Origin of the sequence: Sediminimonas qiaohouensis DSM 21189 (assembly GCF_000423645.1) — a bacterium.
Lineage (GTDB): Bacteria > Pseudomonadota > Alphaproteobacteria > Rhodobacterales > Rhodobacteraceae > Sediminimonas > Sediminimonas qiaohouensis.
In genome coordinates, this window is sequence record NZ_AUIJ01000005.1 from 133426 (window position 1) to 150913 (window position 17488).

Consider the following 17488-nt stretch of genomic DNA (forward strand, 5'->3'; position numbering starts at 1 on the left):
TTTGTTTACGTAAGTTATAGTTTCCCGTGGGGATAGAAATCAAAGAAGCTGAAATTTGTCTGAAGCCGCTCTCGCCCCGTTTACGCAGTTTCCCGTACTCTTCGCCATAGCCCTATGGCTTGGGGCGCTTGCCACTGCAATCTGGATTGGCCGAAAGCCCCCTTTCCCGGGCCGCTTGTTCTTTCTCTCGGCGGTGGCTGGCCTGCTGATGTGGCTCGCGGCCGCCGCCCTTGAGATGGGCACTACATCCCTGATAACAAAGGTTTTTTGGGCCAAGGCTGCTTGGCCCGGGATCGCCCTGACGGCGACCGGCTGGGCCTTGTTCCTGGTTGATTATTCCTTCGGCAAAGACACCACGCATAGCACGTGGCGCAGGGGCTTGCTGATTGCCGGGCCGGCGGTTCTTGGCATGCTGGCCTTCTCCAACCCTTGGCACGGCATGTTCTATGGTGCGGGCACGCGGCTTGAGCCATACGCCAACTGGACCACCGTGGTGTACGATCACGGGCCGCTTTTCTACCTGGCGGCGCTGTATCTCTATACGTTCATGGGTGCCGCCTTGGGTGTCGTGATCTATTGCCTGGTCCAAACCCACCCCAGCTACCGCGCCAGCTTTGCCAGCCTCACCATAGCCACCACAATCCCCATAGCGGCCGACCTGTCATACGTGCTGTTCGGCTTTACCTTGTTCGGCTTTGACCCAACCCCGTTCACCTTTGCCGTATGGCTGGCGGTGATGGCGCGGGTCGTCCTGTCCGGCCAGATTTTCAACCTCGGGGTCATCGCCCGCGAGATGCTGTTTTTCGAAACCGACAACCCGATGATCGTGTTCGATGCCCAGGGCCGCGTCACCAGTGCCAACCCCGCAGCAGAACAGGTTCTGAACAGTGGTCACAAGGTCGTTGGAACCAACGTTCGCGCATGGCCACAGATCGGTTTCGTGGCGCATGAGATCCTGGAAACCGGCACTCTTCCGGAAATGGGCGAGCTGACCTGCCAGGGACGCAGCTTTGATATCGACATCATCCCCATCTATCGGCCCATGGGACAAAGCGATGATGTCATGGGCTGGGCGATCCAGCTTACCGACACGACCGCGCACAAACAGGCCGAACGTGAACAAGCACGCGCCGCCCGGCTGGGCCGTATGATCGAGGAAAGCCTGAACGAGGTCTATGTATTCGATGCCGAGACCTTGCTCTTTGTCGAGGTAAACCGCGGCGGTCGCGACAATCTCGGGTATTCATCACAAGATCTTTCCACGATGACGCCCATAGACATCAAGCCCGACCTTTCGCAACAGGAGTTCGAGACACTCATTGCCCCGCTGCGCGACGGGCACGAGAAAGTCGTCACGTTCCAGACCCGCCACCGCCGGAAAGACGGCAGCCACTACCCGGTTGAAGTGCGCCTCCAGCAGATGGACGACAACAAGCGCCCGGTGTTGGTCTCCATGGTCTGGGATATCACGCAGCAAGAGGCGGCCCGCGCCGAGGCACAGCGTGCGCAATCGCAACTGATGACGGCGGTCGAAGTCCTGCCCGATGGCTTTGTCTATTATGATGCGGATGACCGTCTGGTGATGTGCAACGAGCGCTACCGCGAGCAGTTCCCGCTCAACAGCTCGGCAATGGTCCCCGGTGCCCGCTTCGAGGACATTCTCAGGCTTGGCATTGAAACGGGCCAATATGAAGGCGTTGCCGGCCGCGAAGAGGAGTGGCTGCAAGAACACCTTGAAGTGCATCGCAATCCCGGAGACCCATTCGAGCTGTCCATCGCGGGCGGGCGCACCTTGCGCGTTCTGGAGCGCGTCACCCCCGATGGCGGCCGGGTCGGCCTGCGCACGGACATTACCGAGATCGTCCGAACCAGGCAGCAGCTTTCCGACATCATCAACGGCGCACGGGTGGTCACGTTCCGGGCGGACATCAACAACGATGCTATATTCACCAATGATCTTCTGGCGGAAATTCTGGGGTATGAACACGACGAACTGAGCATCATGAGCCTGCGGCAGTTCCTTGGCATGCTGCATCCGAATGATCACAAACAGGTGCGTGAGGAAACCGCCCGGCTTATTGCCGGACAGGATACGATTGAACAGGAGTTGCGTGTTCGTCACATCAGCGGAAGCTATGTGTGGGTTCTGACCCGCGCCCGCGTGACACAGCGCGCGCGCGACGGCAAGGCGCTCACCCTCTCGGGCATCGCCATAGACATAACCGAGCAAAAGCGCCATCAGCGTATAATGCAAGTGATCGCCGCCACGTCGGAACGGATTTTGGGTAGCGGCAACTGGGTGCAAGAGAGAAATCGCATGCTGACTGAAATCGGGTGCGCATCCGATGTTCATCGTAGCTATTTCTTCCGCTTTGATCCCGCGATCACTGCTGACACGGACCCCTCCAACTGGATCGCTTCTCAGGAGTACGAGTGGTGCGACGACGACTCCGAACCGCAAAAAGACAACCCCGCACTCCAGAATGTAAACATCGCCGAAATGGGGCTGACCCGTTGGCAAGAGCAGTTCAACAAAGGGGAGCCGGTCATTATCGCATCCCCCGAAGAGATGTCGGAAGAAGAGCGCGACATCCTTGAGCCGCAGCAAATCCAGGCCCTTTGTGCCTATCCGGTCACCGCGGGCGAGCGGTTGGTTGGCTTCATCGGATTTGACATATGCCACACCCACAAGCGTGAGCGGTTCACAGGCTGGAGCCCCCTGGTAACCGATGCCTTGGCCACCGCCGCCCATGTTACGGCCGCGGCGCTGAAAATGGAGAATAGCCAGACGCGCCTCATCGACGCCCGCGAAAAAGCCGAGATCGCAAATGCGACAAAATCCGAATTCCTCGCCACGATGAGCCACGAGATCCGAACGCCCATGAATGGCGTTCTGGGCATGGCGGAATTGCTGGACTCGCTGATTACCGACCCAGAGCAGCAGCGCATGGTGCAAGTGATCCGGCAATCGGGCGCATCCTTGCTCAATATTCTCAATGACATCCTCGACTTTTCAAAGATCGAGGCAGGCAAAATGGAACTGGAGAACGCCCCCTTCTGCATCGAGGTGGCCGCGCGCCGGTTGGAAGATATCCACGTTCTGAAAGCAGAGGAAAAGGAAATCGATCTTGAAGTGATGATCGGATCCGGTGCCGAGCTACCCCGCATGGGCGATGCGCACCGCGTGCAGCAGATTCTTCACAATCTTCTCAGCAACGCGATCAAGTTTACCGAGCAAGGCCATGTCAGAATGACCATTTCGGGGCGCAAGGAACAGCCGCTTCGTATAGTGGTAAGTGATACGGGCATCGGCATGGACGAAAGTCAGATCAGCCGCCTGTTTGATGATTTCACCCAAGCCGACAGCTCCACGACCCGCCGCTATGGCGGTACCGGGTTGGGCATGTCGATCGTGCGCACACTCGTCGGGTTGATGGACGGAACCATCGACGTGAACAGCACCCCCGGCAAAGGCACAGACATTACCATCACATTGCCACTGAAGATGGCCGACGCTCCCTTGCCGGACGATGACAGGGCCGCATCCCCAGCAGTCGATCGCAGCTATCAGGGTATGCGAATTCTGGCCGCTGACGACAATGCATCGAATCGGATGCTTCTACAGACCATGCTGGAAAGGCTTGGCGCCAAGCCCGACATCGTCAATGACGGACGGGCCGCTGTCGATGCCGCTGCCACGCAGGAATACGACATCATATTCATGGATATATCGATGCCGATCATGGACGGTGTCAGCGCATTGCACGAAATCCGCGCCGTTGAGAAGACGCGCAAAGATAATATGACGCCGGTGCCCGTGGTCGCCCTGACCGCCAATGCGATGACTCATCAAATCGTCGAATATGTCAGCGCCGGATTTGACACGCACCTGGCAAAACCATTCAGCCTCGAAGACCTCCGCCAGGCGCTTACGCTGGTTCCGCAGCAGGACGCTTGAGGCCGGACATAGGTATCAGGTGAAGTGGCCATTGCCATGCGCGCCACTGCAAGAAGTTATGGCCCGCTATCCACTTTGCCCGCCATGGCGCGCTGTTGTTGTTGCTTGGACAGCTGAACCGCCAGGATACCACCGGCGATCACCGCGACCCCCAACAGATCCAACAGGCGCAGCGCCTCGCTCAGAACCAGTGCCGCGATCGCGACACCCAGGAACGGGTTCAGGAAATGGAAGGTCGCGGCGCGTACCGCACCAATGCGGTTAACCAACATGAACCAAACCAGCGTCGCGGCCAGCCCGGGCACCAGCGTGGTATATGCAAATGCGGCAACCAGGGTCCAACTCCAATCGATCACCGGCTCCTCCAGCGCCACGGCAAAGGCGGACAACGCAGCGCTGCCAATCAGCATCTGAACCCCTACAACCATCAGGAAATTGCCGCCCGACGTCGCGCCGCGTACCGCCATCGTGGCCAATGTCAGGGCCAGAACGCCTATGACGCAAAGGCTCAGGCCAAAGGGATCGACGCCGCCCTGCATCCGCGATCCCATGATGATGACAACCCCAAGAACGCCAGCCAGCAACCCGACCACGCCAAGCGGGCGCACCTTGTCGCCAAAGGCCAACCACCCTGCCAGCGCCACCAGAAGCGGCATGGTCGACGCGATGATCGCCGCCAAGGATGCCTGGATCGTTTGCATTGCGACAAAGTTCAAACCCAAGTAGAGCGCGTTCTGACAAATTCCGAAAACGATCGTCGCCCGCCACTGCCCGCGCGTCAGGCGCAAGGTTTGCCCCATTGCACGCGCGATCAGCACGCCGATCACGCCCGAAATCAGGAACCGCAGCGCCAGAGATGACAGCGGGGGCGCCGCGGCCACGATGATCCGCGCCGAGGTAAAGGCGCTTGACCACATGACAGCAAAGGCCAACCCCATCAGAATTGCGCGAATATCCAGCTTCATATTTGTCGCCTCAAAAAAGTGAAAGGGCCGCCAACGCATGGCGACCCTTTCGAAATCTCACACCATGTGCAAGGTTCAGCCGTTCACGCTGTCCTTGAGCGCCTTGGCGATCGTCATCTTGACCACCTTGTCGGCGTCTTTCTTGATCTGCTCGCCGGTTGCAGGGTTGCGCACCATGCGCTCGGGCCGCTCGCGGCAATAGATCTTGCCAACGCCGGGCAGGGTTACTGCACCGCCACCCGACACTTCGCGTGTGATCAGCGTGGTCATCGCATCAAGTGCTGCGTTGGCGGATTTCTTGTCTGTCCCCATTTCCTCGGCCAGTGCGGCAACAAGTTGGGTCTTGGTCATCGGCTTTGCCATTCTTGGTCTCCTTCACTTGCCCGATTGTAGGGCCTCATGCCGCGTATTTAACGGTATCTCGTATATGAACACAACGAATAGTGGCGCGAAACAAGAGTATTTCATGTATTTTGTGGAAATTTCTTCTCAATTTCCGCATCACAGAAATGCTGTTTCTTCGAAACTGCGCAACTTTCGGCTGTGAATGCGTTCCAGAGGCATCTCTCTGAGGTGATCGATCGCTCGTATTCCAATCAACAGATGCCGCGCGACCTGCTGACGGTAGAACTCGCTCGCCATGCCCGGCAGCTTCAGTTCACCATGCAGCGGCTTGTCGCTTACGCACAAAAGCGTGCCATAGGGCACCCGGAACCGGAACCCGTTGGCGGCGATGGTGGCGCTTTCCATGTCCAACGCAATCGCCCGCGATTGGCTTAGCCTTTGCACTGGGCCGGACTGATCGCGCAGCTCCCAGTTGCGGTTGTCCACGCTGGCCACGGTGCCGGTACGCATCACGCGCTTAAGCTCGAACCCGTCCAGGTCCGTGACCTCGGCCACTGCCTCTTGCAACGCGATCTGGATTTCGGCCAACGGCGGGATCGGAACCCACACCGGCAGATCGTCGTCCAGAACCTTGTCCTCGCGCAGGTACGCATGCGCCAAAACGAAATCCCCCAGGGACTGAGAATTGCGCAATCCGGCGCAGTGGCCGACCATGATCCATGCGTGCGGGCGCAGCACCGCGATGTGATCGGTTGCGGTTTTGGCGTTCGATGGACCGACCCCGATATTAACCAATGTGATTCCCGATCCATCCGGGCGCTTGAGGTGATAGGCTGGCATCTGCGGCATCGTCCGCGGCGCGGGCAAAGGCGCGTCCGGCGTTGATATCTCGGCGTCGCCGATGCTGACAAAACTGCAATAGCCACTTTCCGGATCGGCAAGCGCACGGCGCGCATAGGCCTCGAACTCGGCAACGTAAAACTGGTAGTTGGTGAACAGAACATGGTTCTGGAAATGGACCGGATCCGTGGCCGTATAGTGCGCCAGACGGGCAAGCGAATAGTCCACGCGCTGCGCCGTAAACGGGGCCAATGGCGCCGCGTCGCCTTCGGCTGGCACGAAGGTCCCATTGACGATGTCGTCGCTGGTACTGGCGATGTCAGGAACATCGAACACGTCGCGCAGGATAAAGGCCGCCGCGCCCGCCTGCGGCACGGTAATCGCCTCGGCCCCAGCGACGGCAAAGTGAATCGGCATCGGGGTGTCGGAAACGGCCACCGTAACCGACACGCCATGATTGCGCAGCAGCAACCCGATCTGTTGTTCAAGGTAGTTGCGAAACAGGTCGGGGCGCGTGATCGTGGCGGCGTGGGTGCCCGGCCCCGTGACATGGCCAAAACTCAGGCGGCTGTCCACCTCGGCAAAGCTACTGGTCGTAATGCGCAATTCCGGATAAAACGCGCGGTAACGACAGCCGGGATGCCCGCCACGCATCGCCTCGCGGAAACGTGCCGACAAGTACTCGGTCGCCCCGTAATAGAGCACCTCAAGTCGCTTGATCGCCATCGACGGGTCGCTGAATGCCTCCGCTTCCGGCAAGTCGGGCGTGTTGATGGTCAGGGTTTTGCTCTCATTTGCCATCGGGTGGCCGGCCTCCTTGCGACACGTCGAAGCGCAGGTTGACACCTCCCCTCCGCGGGATCAACCTGAACGACCTGTACACGGCGAAATGCGCGACTTGCTGATGGATTATGAAACGGTTTCCCCTGCTGATTTCGGGGCCTCCCTGCGCGGGATCGGGCTGAACCTGCTGGTGCGGGACGTGCCTGCGCAGGCGGTATTCCTGAACGAGGTTCTGGGCATGACCGCACACCGCGTCAGCGCGGATTTCGCGATCATGACACATCGCGACGACCTGCTACAGCTTCACGCCGACCATACCTATGGCGCGCATCCACTACTTGGGCTGCTGCCACAAGTACCGCCGCGCGGGGCGGGCGCCGCGATTTACCTGTTTGGTGCCGACCCGGATCGCGCGGCCGAGCGCGCCTCCGACGCGGGTGGCGTCATTCTGCAAGCGTGCGAGAACAAACCGCATGGCCTGCGCGAGGCCTGTATCCTATGCCCCAACGGTTATGCCTGGACCCCCAGCAGACCGCTGAGCAAAGAGGAGCGCGCCGCGTTTGCGTAGCCGCCCGTTCAGGCCGCGTCGAAGTCCAGAACCAGGCGGTCGCTCGTCGGGCGGGACTGGCATGCAAGGGTGAACCCGGCCTCGAGCTCCCATGGCTCAAGCGAGTAGTTCACGGCCATCTCGGCGCTTCCTTCCGTCACCTTGCAGCGGCAGGTACAGCACATGCCGCCCTTGCAGCTATAGGGTAGCTCCAGCCCCTGCCGGGCCGCGGCGGCCAAGACCGTGTCGTCCCCGGCCTGCACATTGAACCGGCGGCGGCTACCGTCCAGGACAACCTCGACCGATACGCCCGCTTCCGCCGCTGCTTCGGCCTCGGCTGAGCGGGGTTTGCGCGGCGCTTCGCCATCTTGAAAGAACCGCTCGAAATGCAGGCGTTCACGTTCGATCCCCTGCCCTTGCAGCGTTTCGGCGACATCGTCGATCATGTCGCCGGGGCCACACAGGTAGATCCCCTGGGCACCGTCCAGATCAACCGCGCCGGCACGGCCAAGCGCGGCGATCTTTTCGCCCGTGATACGGCCATTCAGCAGTTCCACATCCTGAGGTTCGCGTGACAGGATATGGATCAGGGTGAAACGATCCACATACCGATCCTTGAGACCCTCAAGCGCCTCGCGGAACATGATCGTGTCGGTATTTCGGTTGCCGTAAATCAGCGTCACCTCGGCCCCGCGCGCCAGCGCATCCGCCGCGATCGACACCATCGGCGTTATTCCGGACCCCGCCGCGATCAGCACCAAACTGTCTTCGCCGCGCGGAGTGAACCTGCCCTCGGGCGGCATAACCTGAATCCTGTCGCCGGGCTTGAGGTTCTGGCAATGGGTCGAGAATACGCCGCCTTCCAAACGCTTGACCCCTACGGTCAGCGGCTTGCCCGGCAGGCTGGCGATGGAATACGAGCGGCGCATATCCTCGCCGTCAACCGTATCGCGCAGGGTCAGGTATTGCCCCGGCTTCCACGCGAAATCCGCGTTGCTCTGCTCCGGCATCTCGAAGGTGATCGCAACCGCCTCCGGCGTCTCGGCCCTTACCTCGCGGATCGTCAATTCGTGAAACATGCCAGGTCCTTTCAGATGCACTTGAAGTAGTCGAACGGCTCGGCGCAGGCACGGCAACGGTAATGCGCCTTGCATGCGGTCGACCCGAATTCACTTAGTTTTTCGGTATCCGTGCTGCCGCATTTTGGGCAAGTCACGCTCACCTCGCCAAACAGCGCCCGCACCGATCCGGCCGCCTGCTCCGGCGGGGCGATGCCGTAGGCACGCAATTTCTCGCGGCCCTCGTCGGTGATCCAGTCGGTTGTCCAGGCTGGTGAAAGAACGCGCTCGATCCGGGCATCGAACCCAGCCTCGCGCAGCGCCGCCTCGATGGACATCTCGATGGCCAGTGTCGCGGGGCACCCCGAATAGGTGGGGGTGACACCGGCCACCGCCACGCCACCCTCCAGCCGGACCCACCGCAATATGCCCAACTCCGCCACGTTGACACAGGGCACTTCGGGGTCAGGCACCGCCGCAGCAGCTTCCCACGCCCGCGTCTGTTTGGCAGTGGCGGACATTACCAACGCGCCCCCGGATGCGCCCGGTAAACCGATTGCATCTCGGCCAGCATATGACCGAGCCCTTCGTCATGCAGGCCTTCGCGCCCGCCGCTTTGTGCAAACGGAACCTCGGGGAATGCCAAGAGTGCCTCGTCGAAAACCTGCGCGATCGTCTTGTCCCATTCGGCACGCATATCGGCCCGGGAAGGCAGCACACCGGCGGCCTCGGCCTCTTGTGCGGCGAGGGAGCTGTCGAACAGCTCATCAACATAAATGCTCAGGGCCTCAACCGCGTCGCGCATGCGCGCGGCGCTTTCCTCGGTTCCGTCGCCAAGGCGGATCACCCATTCACCCGCATGACGGATATGATAGGCCATTTCCTTTTGCGCCTTGCCGGCGACGCCTTGTACGACCTCGTCTGACGATTGCTGCGCGGCGACCCAGTACGGGTGCATGAAAGCCGCGAAATACAGTTGCCGCAGCATGGTGTGCGCGAAATCCTCGTTCGGGCGCTCCACCAGCAGGCAATTGCGGTAGTCGCGCTCGCCTCGCAGATACGCCAGATCGTCCTCAGATTGACCCTTACCTTCAAGTTGACCCGCGCGCTCATACAGGGTTCGCGACGTGCCGATCAGGTCCAATGCCATGTTGGGCATGGCAAGGTCTTCTTCCAGCATGGGCGCGTGGCCGCACCATTCGCTGATGCGATGGCCCAGGACCAAATGATCGTCGGCCAGTTCCAGCAGTGCATTATAAACCGCCATCACATGTTCCCCACTTCCTCAGGGATTTCGTAGAATGTCGGGTGGCGATAGATTTTCTCGCCTGTCGGCTCGAAGTTCTCGCCGGCCTGATCGGGATCGCTGGCGGTGACCGCGGCCGAGGGTACGACCCAAACCGAGTTGCCCTCGCCTCGGCGGGTGTAGACGTCTCGGGCGGCTTGTAGGGCCATTACCTCGTCGGCGGCGTGGAGCGAGCCCACATGCTTGTGTGCGAGGCCGTTGCGGGGCCTTATGAACACTTCCCATAGCGGCGTGGTGTTAACCATTGCCTGCTCCTTTTTGCTTGTCCAAATCCTGCGGGCGGGAGGCCCGTTATTCCGCGGCCATCTTTCGGGCGCGGCGTTTTTCTGCGTGGGCGGTCGCGGCCTCGCGGACCCAGGCGCCATTGTCCCAGGCGGCGCGGCGCGCCTTGATCCGGTCGCGGTTCATGCGGCCGTTGCCCTTGACCACGCTCCAGAACTCGTTCCAGTCGATCTCGCCGTGATCGTACCCGCCCTTTTCCTCGTTCCACTTCAGCTCGGGATCGGGGATCTTGAGGCCCAGGTATTCGGCCTGCGGCACGGTGGCATCGATGAATTTCTGGCGCAGCTCGTCATTGGTGAAGCGCTTGATCTTCCACTTCATCGACTGGTCGGAATGTTCGCTGTCGCCGTCGTGCGGGCCGAACATCATCAGCGCCGGCCACCACCAGCGGTTCAGGCTGTCCTGCGCCATTTCCTTTTGCGCATCAGTGCCTTGCGCCAGCGTCATGATGATCTCGTATCCCTGCCGTTGGTGAAACGACTCTTCCTTGCAGACGCGGATCATCGCGCGGGCATAGGGCCCGAAGGAACAACGGCACAGCGGGATCTGGTTCATGATCGCGGCGCCATCCACCAGCCAGCCGATGGTGCCGATATCGGCCCAGCTTAGCGTGGGATAGTTGAAAATACTGGAATACTTGGCCTTGCCCGAGTGCAGTTCCTCGGTCATCTGCTCGCGGCTGACGCCAAGGGTTTCGGCAGCTGAGTAGAGATAGAGACCGTGGCCGCCTTCGTCCTGCACCTTGGCCAGCAATGCCGCCTTGCGGCGCAGGGATGGGGCGCGGGTGATCCAGTTGCCTTCGGGCAGCATGCCGACGATTTCGGAATGCGCGTGCTGACCGATCTGGCGCACCAGCGTGCGGCGATAACCCTCGGGCATCGCGTCGTTTGGTTCTATTTTATCTTCGGCATCAATGCGTTGCTGGAACGCCTCAAGAAATTCCGGCGTCTCGTCCGTACGGCCATCGGCCCCGATCAAACCTTGCGAATACATGGCTCACCTCCTGTCGCTTAACATGTTATACGTTACGAAAAGCTTCATTCAAAGCATTTTTTGTAACACTTGCATTTGCAAACAGTCTAACTCATTAAAGACAAATGGAAAAAATACTTTTGTCATTCGGGCATGGATACTCGGCGCGGGCGCTGGCGGATCGCCTGTTGCCAAAGGGCTGGCGCATCTTCGGGACAACGCGCAAAGACAGCAAAATCAATGCCTTGCGCGATGAAGGCATTCAGCCGATCCGCTGGCCCGATGGCGATTTCAACGAGGCGTTGGCGCAGGCAACTCACATCCTGATCTCGGCGGGGCCGGGGCCGGAGGGCGACCCGACTCTATCGGTTTTACATAATGAAATCAGGGCCATGGCGCCGCGCCTGGAATGGGCCGGGTACCTGTCCACGACGAGCGTTTACGGCGATCATGGCGGCGGATGGGTGGACGAGGCCACGCCGCTGATCCCATCGACGGAGCGTGGCAAAGCGCGAGTCGCGGCAGAACGGCAATGGCAATCCATCCCCGACCTGCCGCTGCACATCTTTCGCCTGGCGGGTATCTATGGCCCCGGACGCGGCCCGTTCGAGAAGGTTAAATCCGGAACAGCACGCAGGATAATCAAGGAAAACCAGGTCTTTAGCCGCATTCATGTCGAAGACATCGCGCAGGTGCTAGAGGCGTCCATGACCCACCCAAACCCCGGCGCGGTCTACAATGTTTGCGACGACGACCCGGCCCCGCCGCAGGATGTGATCGAACATGCCGCGAATCTGCTGGGCCTGCCGGTGCCACCCGCCGTCCCGTTCGAGGCCGCGGACATGTCACCCATGGCGCGCAGTTTCTATGCCGAATCAAAGCGCGTGAGTAATGAGCGTATAAAGCGCGACCTGGGCATTAACCTTCTGTTTCCCAGCTATCGCGACGGGCTGCTGGCGCTACGCGACTGACCCCCGTGATCCGTACGTAACGCACGTTTCACGCCTTGGGGCGTACGTTTCGCACAGATGGCCTTTCAGGCGCGTTTGCCGGCGATCTGCGCCACGCCCAGAACGTCGAGCACCTTCGCCTCGATATCGTCGGGCGACAGGCCTGCGGTTGCGTACATGTCCTCGGGGCTGGCCTGATCGATGAAGGTGTCTGGCAGGGTCATCATGCGGAACTTGAGCCCCGCGTCGAACACGCCCTCGTCCGACAGCAGCTGCGCCACGTGGCTACCAAAGCCGCCAACGGCGCCCTCCTCGATCGTGATCAGGGCCTCGTGGTTTTCGGCCAGATCGAGGATCATCTCGCGATCCAGCGGTTTGGCAAACCGGGCATCGGCCACGGTGGGCGAGATGCCGCGCGCCGAGAGCGCCTCGACCGCTTGCATCACCGGGCCGAGGCGGGTGCCGAGGGACAGGATCGCAACACGGCTGCCTTCCCGGATCATGCGGCCCTTGCCGATTTCCAGCGGCGTGCCGCGTTCGGGCATTTCCACGCCCGATCCCTCGCCCCGCGGATAGCGGAAGGCAATCGGCCCATCATCGTGGGCGGCGGCGGTTGCGACCATGTGGGTCAATTCGGCCTCGTCCGCGGCGGCCATGACGGTAAAGCCGGGCAGGTTCGACAAGTAGGCCACATCATAGGCGCCCGCATGGGTGGCGCCGTCAGCCCCGACCAGGCCGGCGCGGTCGATGGCAAAGCGAACCGGCAGGCGTTGGATGGCGACATCGTGCACGACCTGGTCGTAGGCGCGCTGCAGGAAGGTGGAATAGATCGTGCAGAACGGGCGCATCCCCCCGGCCGCCAGACCGGCCGAGAATGTCACGCCGTGCTGTTCGGCGATGCCCACGTCGAAAAGGCGCGATGGATACCGCTCGGCAAAGAGGTTGAGGCCGGTGCCGTCGGGCATGGCGGCCGTCACGGCGCAGATGCGCGGATCGTCGGCGGCCTGCGCCAGCAACGCGCGCGCGAACACGCTGGTATAGCTGGGCGCGTTGGAGGGGGCCTTTTTCTGCTCGCCGGTGGCGATGTCGAATTTAGCGGTGGCGTGGCCCCGATCCCGCGCGCCTTCGGCGGGGCCATAGCCTTTGCCCTTCTTGGTGAGCACGTGGATCAGCACCGGACCAGTGGCGCGCGCCCGCACGGTGCGCAGCACCGGCAAGAGCTGATCCAGGTCATGCCCGTCGATCGGGCCGATATAGGAAAAGCCAAGGGATTCGAACAATGTGCCGCCGACGGCCATACCCTTGAGCATATCCTTGGCGCGCTTGGCGCCTTCGCGGAACGGCTCGGGCAGGAGGCCGACCGCGCCCTTGGCGGCGGCGCGAAACTCCTGGAACGGCTCGCCGGCATAAAGGCGCGACAGGTAGGACGACAGCGCGCCAACCGGCGGCGCGATGGACATTTCGTTGTCGTTGAGGATCACGAACAGGCGCTTGTCCAGGGCACCTGCGTTGTTCATCGCCTCGAACGCCATGCCCGCCGACATGGCGCCATCGCCGATCACCGCGATGGCATCGCCCAGTCCCTCGGGCGTGGTGCCGCCCAGATCGCGCGCCACGGAAAAGCCAAGCGCGGCACTAATCGAGGTAGAGCTGTGCGCGGCGCCAAACGGGTCGTAGGGGCTTTCGGATCGCTTGGTAAAGCCCGACAGGCCGTCCTTCTGGCGCAGGGTGCGGATACGGTTCCGGCGGCCGGTTAGGATCTTGTGCGGGTAGGATTGGTGCCCCACGTCCCAGATCAACTTGTCGCGCGGGGTGTCGAACACGGCATGCAGTGCCACCGTCAGTTCCACCACCCCGAGGCCGGCGCCAAGATGCCCGCCGGTGGCCGAGACCGCGCTTATGGTTTCGGCACGCAATTCGCGGGCCATCTGGTGCAATTGCGCATCCGTCAGGCGATGAAGGTCGGCGGGGCTTTGCACCTCGTCCAGCAGTGGTGTCGTGGGTCGGTCTGTCATGGCCCCCTCCGGGGTGGCGTATCAGCTATCGCGCGAAATAACGAAGCGCGCGGCCTGCCGCAAGGTTTCTGCCTGTGTGCCGTATGGATCAAGCGCTTCGCAAGCCTGATCAGCCAGTGATCGGGCACGCGCGCGCGCACCGTCCAGCCCCAAGAGCGACACGAAGGTCGCCTTGCCCGCCTCGGCATCCTTTTTCAGGCGCTTGCCGGTGCGGGCCTCGTCGCCGGTGACATCAAGGATGTCGTCGGCGATTTGAAAGGCAAGGCCAAGCGCCTGCGCGTAGTGCCGCAGCGCCGTCGGATCGGCGCCCGCCATTCGCGGGCCGGCGCAAGCGGCCCATTCGATCAGCGCACCGGTCTTGCCGGCCTGAAGCGTCGTGATCTGATCCAGCGTCAGCGGGGTGGAGGCGCTTTCGGCGGCGATATCCATCGCCTGCCCGCCCACCATGCCGCGCACGCCCGCCGCCTGCGCCAGCGTCAGCACCAGATCCGCGCGCGCCTTTGCATCGGCGCAGCCGCGCGGATCGGCGACCAGCTCGAACGCCAGCGCCTGCAACGCGTCGCCGGTCAGGACGGCAGTTGCCTCGTCCCACTTGCGGTGCACGGTGGGTTGGCCGCGGCGCAGGTCGTCGTCGTCCATGCAAGGCAGATCGTCATGCACGAGGCTATAGGCATGCATCGCCTCGATCCCGGCGGCGGGCCATATCGCGAGATCGCCGGGGACACTGTGCAACGCGGCCCCTTCCAACACCAGAAAGGCGCGCATGTGCTTGCCGCCCGCACAGGCGTGGCGCATCGCCGCGCCAACGGGCGGCGCGAGCGGGGCCATGACATCGCGCAGGTGGTCCTGCACCTGCGCTGCGGCCTGTTGCAGACGTGATTGGAACACCTATTGACCTTCGACCGGCTTGGTCCCGACGGGATTTCCGTCGCCATCAAGGGTTATGGCAGCGACCTTTTCCTCGGCTTCCTTGAGCTTTTCTTCGCAGCGCTTCTTGAGCTCGGCGCCCCGCTCATAAAGCTTGATCGACTGCTCCAGCGGGACATCGCCACGCTCCAGATCGCCAACGACCTTTTCAAGGGCGGCCATTGCCTCTTCGAAACTCATTTCTCCGACTGGTTTGTCGCTCATGCGCTTCTCTCCGTCAAAACCTGGACATGTGCCGCCGCGCTGGCCGCCAGCGCCGTGAGATCATATCCCCCCTCAAGAGTCGAGACAACGCGACCATCGCACAGCTCATCCGCCAGATCGCACAATTGCTGCGTCAGCCATGTGAAATCCTCGGTCTGCCAGTTGAGTTGCGCCAGCGGATCATCGGCGTGCGCATCAAATCCCGCCGAGATGATCAGCAGCTCGGGCGCAAAGGCCTGCAGGCGGGGGAATACCTGCGCCTCGTAAACCCGGCGCATATGCGCGCCATCTGACTCGGGCGGCAGCGGCAGGTTCATCACGTTGTCATGCGCGCCCGTCTCATCCCGCGCGCCCGTGCCGGGCCAAAGCGGTAACTGGTGCGAGGACACGAACAGCGCGCGCGCCTCGTCCCACAAAAGATCCTGCGTGCCGTTGCCGTGGTGCACGTCGAAGTCCACCACCGTGACGCGCGACAGCCCGTGGTGATCCAACGCATGTTTCGCCGCCAGCGCAGCGTTGCCGAACAGGCAAAACCCCATCGGCGTTGCGTGTTCGGCGTGGTGGCCGGGCGGGCGGCAAGCGGCAAAGGCGTTATCCACCTCGCCGCCCAGAACCATGTCAACGGCGCGCACCGCGGCCCCGGCCCCGCGATAGGCCGCGGTCAGTGAGCCGGGCGAGATGAACGTATCGGCGTCCAGCTTGGCGATGCCTTCGGCAGGCAAGGCCGCGCGCAATTCGGCCACGTAGGACGCGGGATGCACGCGCAGCACGTCATCCTCGGCCGCCAGCGGCGCGGTCACGCGGGTCAGCGGCAGCGGCTCCAGCGCGTGCAGGGCATGTTCCAGGCGGGCCACCTGTTCGGGGTGGCCGCGCGGGGTGTGGTGATCGAGGCAATCGGCATGGGTCAGCAATGCGGTCGTCATGTCGGGTGTCCGGTTGTGGTAATCGGAGGCGAAGGTACGGGTGCGGCGCGGCCTTGTCCATCCGGGCCGCCGGGGCGCATCAATCGGGTGCCAGCATGTAACCCGCGCCGCGCACCGTTTGCAGGTATCGGGGCTGTTTCGGGTCGGCCTCGATCTTGCGGCGCAGGCGGGTGATTTGCACGTCAACGGCGCGGTCCTGCGAATGGGTGCTGCCCGCGCCACTACCGGCGCGGCCCAGTTCGGCCACCAGTTGCGTGCGGCTGATCGGTTCACCGGGGGTGGCGGCGAAGATGCGCATGAGCTGGCTCTCGGTCGAGGTCAGGCGCACCGGCTCGTTATCGAGCCACATTTCGCCGCGCTCGATATCGTATTGGATTTCGCCAAGGCGCAACACCTTTGGGGTCAGCTCGGCCGCCTCGGTTTCTGGCATGCGGCGCAGGATGGCATTGACCCTGAGCAGGAGTTCCTTTGGCTCGAACGGCTTGGCAAGGTAGTCGTCCGCGCCCGCCTCAAGCCCGGTGATCCGATCCTCGGTTTCGCCCTTGGCGGTCAGAAGCAGGATGGGGGTCTGGCTGGTTTTGCGCAGCTCGCGGGTGAGCGAAACGCCATCCTCGCCCGGCATCATCACATCCATGACGATCAGGTCGAAATCGAGCCCCTCCAAAACCCGCCGGGCGTGGGCGGCATCGCGGGCCGTGGACACGAAAAACCCGTGGCGGATCAGGAACTTCTGCAACAGGCCGCGGATACGTTCGTCATCATCCACGATCAGGATATGTGCCTCGATATCGGTCATGCACCGGCCTCGCGGAAGGCGTGGTAGCGGCGGCGCATTTCCGGGTCCATCATCGCCTCGAGCACCTGGCGAAAGCCGGCGACGGCCTCGGGCCCGGCGGCGCGGAAGGCGGCGCGCATGCGCGCGCGCTGTGCGTCCGAAAGGCGGGCCTCCAGCGCCTTGCCTTCTTCGGTCAGGTAGAGGTGCCGCTCGCGCTTGTCGCTGGTGCCGATGCGGCTTTCGACGAGGCCATCCTCGATCAGGGTGCGCAGGACGCGATTGAGCGATTGCTTGGTCACGCCCAGCAGTATCAGCAGGTTGTTGACGGTAGTCCCCGGCGCGCGGTTGATGAAATGGATCGCCCGGTGATGCGCGCGGCCATAGGCCAACGTCGCAAGGATGCGGTCGGGGTCGGAGGTGAAGCCGCGATAGGCGAAGAACATCGCCTCGATCCCCTGGCGCAGCTGTTCGTCGGTAAGGAACAGGAGGTTCTCTCCTACGGGGGCGTCTGCCATTTGGGTCACTCCTCGTTCATTGCCTGCTCTTTCCATGGGCAGCATAAGTCAGCGTTGTTGACTTTCCAAGTCTCAACTGGTAGCGAATCGCAGTTTTGACGCAATTTTATGTCCACTTCGGAC

The 17488-nt window shown here is 62.2% G+C and carries 17 protein-coding genes; 3 read left to right on the forward strand and 14 right to left on the reverse strand.

Annotation, left to right across the window (positions count from 1 at the left end; translation table 11 throughout):
• Positions 1–55: 55 nt before the first annotated feature.
• Positions 56–3958: a histidine kinase N-terminal 7TM domain-containing protein gene (locus G568_RS19675; protein WP_084627352.1), complete on the forward strand. Its 3903-nt coding sequence runs from the start codon at positions 56–58 to the stop codon at positions 3956–3958.
• A gap of 56 nt (positions 3959–4014) precedes the next feature.
• Here the strand turns inward: G568_RS19675 and G568_RS0106660 are convergent, their stop codons facing one another.
• The 3 genes from G568_RS0106660 to G568_RS0106670 form a co-directional block, all read right to left on the reverse strand.
• The gene (locus G568_RS0106660) at positions 4015–4917 is read right to left on the reverse strand and encodes a DMT family transporter (RefSeq protein WP_026757292.1); all 903 of its coding nucleotides are present in this window, start codon (positions 4915–4917) and stop codon (positions 4015–4017) included.
• A gap of 81 nt (positions 4918–4998) precedes the next feature.
• Complete coding sequence (locus tag G568_RS0106665) at positions 4999–5286, reverse strand: HU family DNA-binding protein (RefSeq protein WP_026757293.1); 288 nt, start codon at positions 5284–5286, stop codon at positions 4999–5001.
• A 138-nt stretch (positions 5287–5424) separates the two neighbouring features.
• Positions 5425–6909 (reverse strand): AMP nucleosidase, encoded by a 1485-nt coding sequence (locus G568_RS0106670; protein WP_026757294.1) that lies wholly within the window; start codon positions 6907–6909, stop codon positions 5425–5427.
• Positions 6910–7012: 103 nt separating this feature from the next.
• Between G568_RS0106670 and G568_RS0106675 the strand changes: the two genes are divergently transcribed.
• Positions 7013–7459: a VOC family protein gene (locus tag G568_RS0106675; RefSeq protein ID WP_026757295.1), complete on the forward strand. Its 447-nt coding sequence runs from the start codon at positions 7013–7015 to the stop codon at positions 7457–7459.
• Positions 7460–7467: 8 nt separating this feature from the next.
• On the opposite strand, the gene G568_RS0106680 is transcribed toward G568_RS0106675, so the two are convergent.
• The 5 genes from G568_RS0106680 to paaA are packed head-to-tail and all read right to left on the reverse strand — an operon-like array spanning position 7468 to position 11077.
• Positions 7468–8517 carry a 2Fe-2S iron-sulfur cluster-binding protein gene (locus G568_RS0106680; RefSeq protein ID WP_037373794.1) on the reverse strand — a complete coding sequence of 350 codons (1050 nt, stop codon included), beginning with the start codon at positions 8515–8517 and terminating at the stop codon, positions 7468–7470.
• Between the two features lie 11 nt (positions 8518–8528).
• Entirely contained in the window at positions 8529–9017 is a 489-nt protein-coding gene (gene paaD / locus G568_RS0106685; RefSeq protein ID WP_026757297.1) for a 1,2-phenylacetyl-CoA epoxidase subunit PaaD, read from the reverse strand.
• Positions 9017–9763 (reverse strand): 1,2-phenylacetyl-CoA epoxidase subunit PaaC, encoded by a 747-nt coding sequence (paaC, locus tag G568_RS0106690; RefSeq protein WP_037373795.1) that lies wholly within the window; start codon positions 9761–9763, stop codon positions 9017–9019. Before paaC ends, paaD begins: the two co-directional genes overlap by 1 nt.
• A complete protein-coding gene (gene paaB / locus G568_RS0106695) occupies positions 9763–10047 on the reverse strand; it encodes a 1,2-phenylacetyl-CoA epoxidase subunit PaaB (RefSeq protein ID WP_026757299.1) in 285 nt (94 codons plus the stop codon). Before paaB ends, paaC begins: the two co-directional genes overlap by 1 nt.
• A 46-nt stretch (positions 10048–10093) precedes the next feature.
• A complete protein-coding gene (paaA, locus tag G568_RS0106700) occupies positions 10094–11077 on the reverse strand; it encodes a 1,2-phenylacetyl-CoA epoxidase subunit PaaA (RefSeq protein WP_026757300.1) in 984 nt (327 codons plus the stop codon).
• Between the two features lie 104 nt (positions 11078–11181).
• On the opposite strand from paaA, the gene G568_RS0106705 reads away from it, so the two are divergent.
• Positions 11182–12027 carry an SDR family oxidoreductase gene (locus G568_RS0106705; RefSeq protein ID WP_026757301.1) on the forward strand — a complete coding sequence of 282 codons (846 nt, stop codon included), beginning with the start codon at positions 11182–11184 and terminating at the stop codon, positions 12025–12027.
• A gap of 65 nt (positions 12028–12092) precedes the next feature.
• On the opposite strand, the gene dxs is transcribed toward G568_RS0106705, so the two are convergent.
• The 6 genes from dxs to G568_RS0106735 form a co-directional block, all read right to left on the reverse strand.
• Entirely contained in the window at positions 12093–14021 is a 1929-nt protein-coding gene (gene dxs, locus G568_RS0106710; protein WP_026757302.1) for a 1-deoxy-D-xylulose-5-phosphate synthase, read from the reverse strand.
• Positions 14022–14042: 21 nt separating this feature from the next.
• Positions 14043–14909 (reverse strand): polyprenyl synthetase family protein, encoded by an 867-nt coding sequence (locus G568_RS0106715; RefSeq protein WP_026757303.1) that lies wholly within the window; start codon positions 14907–14909, stop codon positions 14043–14045.
• Entirely contained in the window at positions 14910–15152 is a 243-nt protein-coding gene (locus G568_RS0106720; RefSeq protein WP_026757304.1) for an exodeoxyribonuclease VII small subunit, read from the reverse strand.
• Positions 15149–16075, reverse strand: coding sequence for a histone deacetylase family protein (locus tag G568_RS0106725; RefSeq protein ID WP_026757305.1), 927 nt, complete (start codon positions 16073–16075; stop codon positions 15149–15151). The genes G568_RS0106720 and G568_RS0106725 overlap by 4 nt, the downstream gene beginning before the upstream one ends.
• A gap of 79 nt (positions 16076–16154) precedes the next feature.
• Complete coding sequence (locus G568_RS0106730; RefSeq protein ID WP_026757306.1) at positions 16155–16871, reverse strand: response regulator; 717 nt, start codon at positions 16869–16871, stop codon at positions 16155–16157.
• Positions 16868–17365, reverse strand: coding sequence for a MarR family winged helix-turn-helix transcriptional regulator (locus G568_RS0106735; protein WP_037373796.1), 498 nt, complete (start codon positions 17363–17365; stop codon positions 16868–16870). The genes G568_RS0106730 and G568_RS0106735 overlap by 4 nt, the downstream gene beginning before the upstream one ends.
• Between the last annotated feature and the right edge of the window lie 123 nt (positions 17366–17488).

Bases quoted from the DNA above. Each gene is read 5' to 3' on its own strand.
- G568_RS0106665 (WP_026757293.1), bottom strand. From the start codon at position 5,286: ATGGCAAAGCCGATGACCAAGACCCAACTTGTTGCCGCACTGGCCGAG.
- G568_RS0106670 (WP_026757294.1), bottom strand. From the start codon at position 6,909: ATGGCAAATGAGAGCAAAACCCTGACCATCAACACGCCCGACTTGCCG.
- G568_RS0106675 (WP_026757295.1), top strand. From the start codon at position 7,013: ATGGATTATGAAACGGTTTCCCCTGCTGATTTCGGGGCCTCCCTGCGC.
- G568_RS0106680 (WP_037373794.1), bottom strand. From the start codon at position 8,517: ATGTTTCACGAATTGACGATCCGCGAGGTAAGGGCCGAGACGCCGGAG.
- paaD (WP_026757297.1), bottom strand. From the start codon at position 9,017: ATGTCCGCCACTGCCAAACAGACGCGGGCGTGGGAAGCTGCTGCGGCG.
- paaC (WP_037373795.1), bottom strand. From the start codon at position 9,763: ATGGCGGTTTATAATGCACTGCTGGAACTGGCCGACGATCATTTGGTC.
- paaB (WP_026757299.1), bottom strand. From the start codon at position 10,047: ATGGTTAACACCACGCCGCTATGGGAAGTGTTCATAAGGCCCCGCAAC.
- paaA (WP_026757300.1), bottom strand. From the start codon at position 11,077: ATGTATTCGCAAGGTTTGATCGGGGCCGATGGCCGTACGGACGAGACG.
- G568_RS0106705 (WP_026757301.1), top strand. From the start codon at position 11,182: ATGGAAAAAATACTTTTGTCATTCGGGCATGGATACTCGGCGCGGGCG.
- dxs (WP_026757302.1), bottom strand. From the start codon at position 14,021: ATGACAGACCGACCCACGACACCACTGCTGGACGAGGTGCAAAGCCCC.
- G568_RS0106720 (WP_026757304.1), bottom strand. From the start codon at position 15,152: ATGAGCGACAAACCAGTCGGAGAAATGAGTTTCGAAGAGGCAATGGCC.
- G568_RS0106725 (WP_026757305.1), bottom strand. From the start codon at position 16,075: ATGACGACCGCATTGCTGACCCATGCCGATTGCCTCGATCACCACACC.
- G568_RS0106730 (WP_026757306.1), bottom strand. From the start codon at position 16,871: ATGACCGATATCGAGGCACATATCCTGATCGTGGATGATGACGAACGT.
- G568_RS0106735 (WP_037373796.1), bottom strand. From the start codon at position 17,365: ATGGCAGACGCCCCCGTAGGAGAGAACCTCCTGTTCCTTACCGACGAA.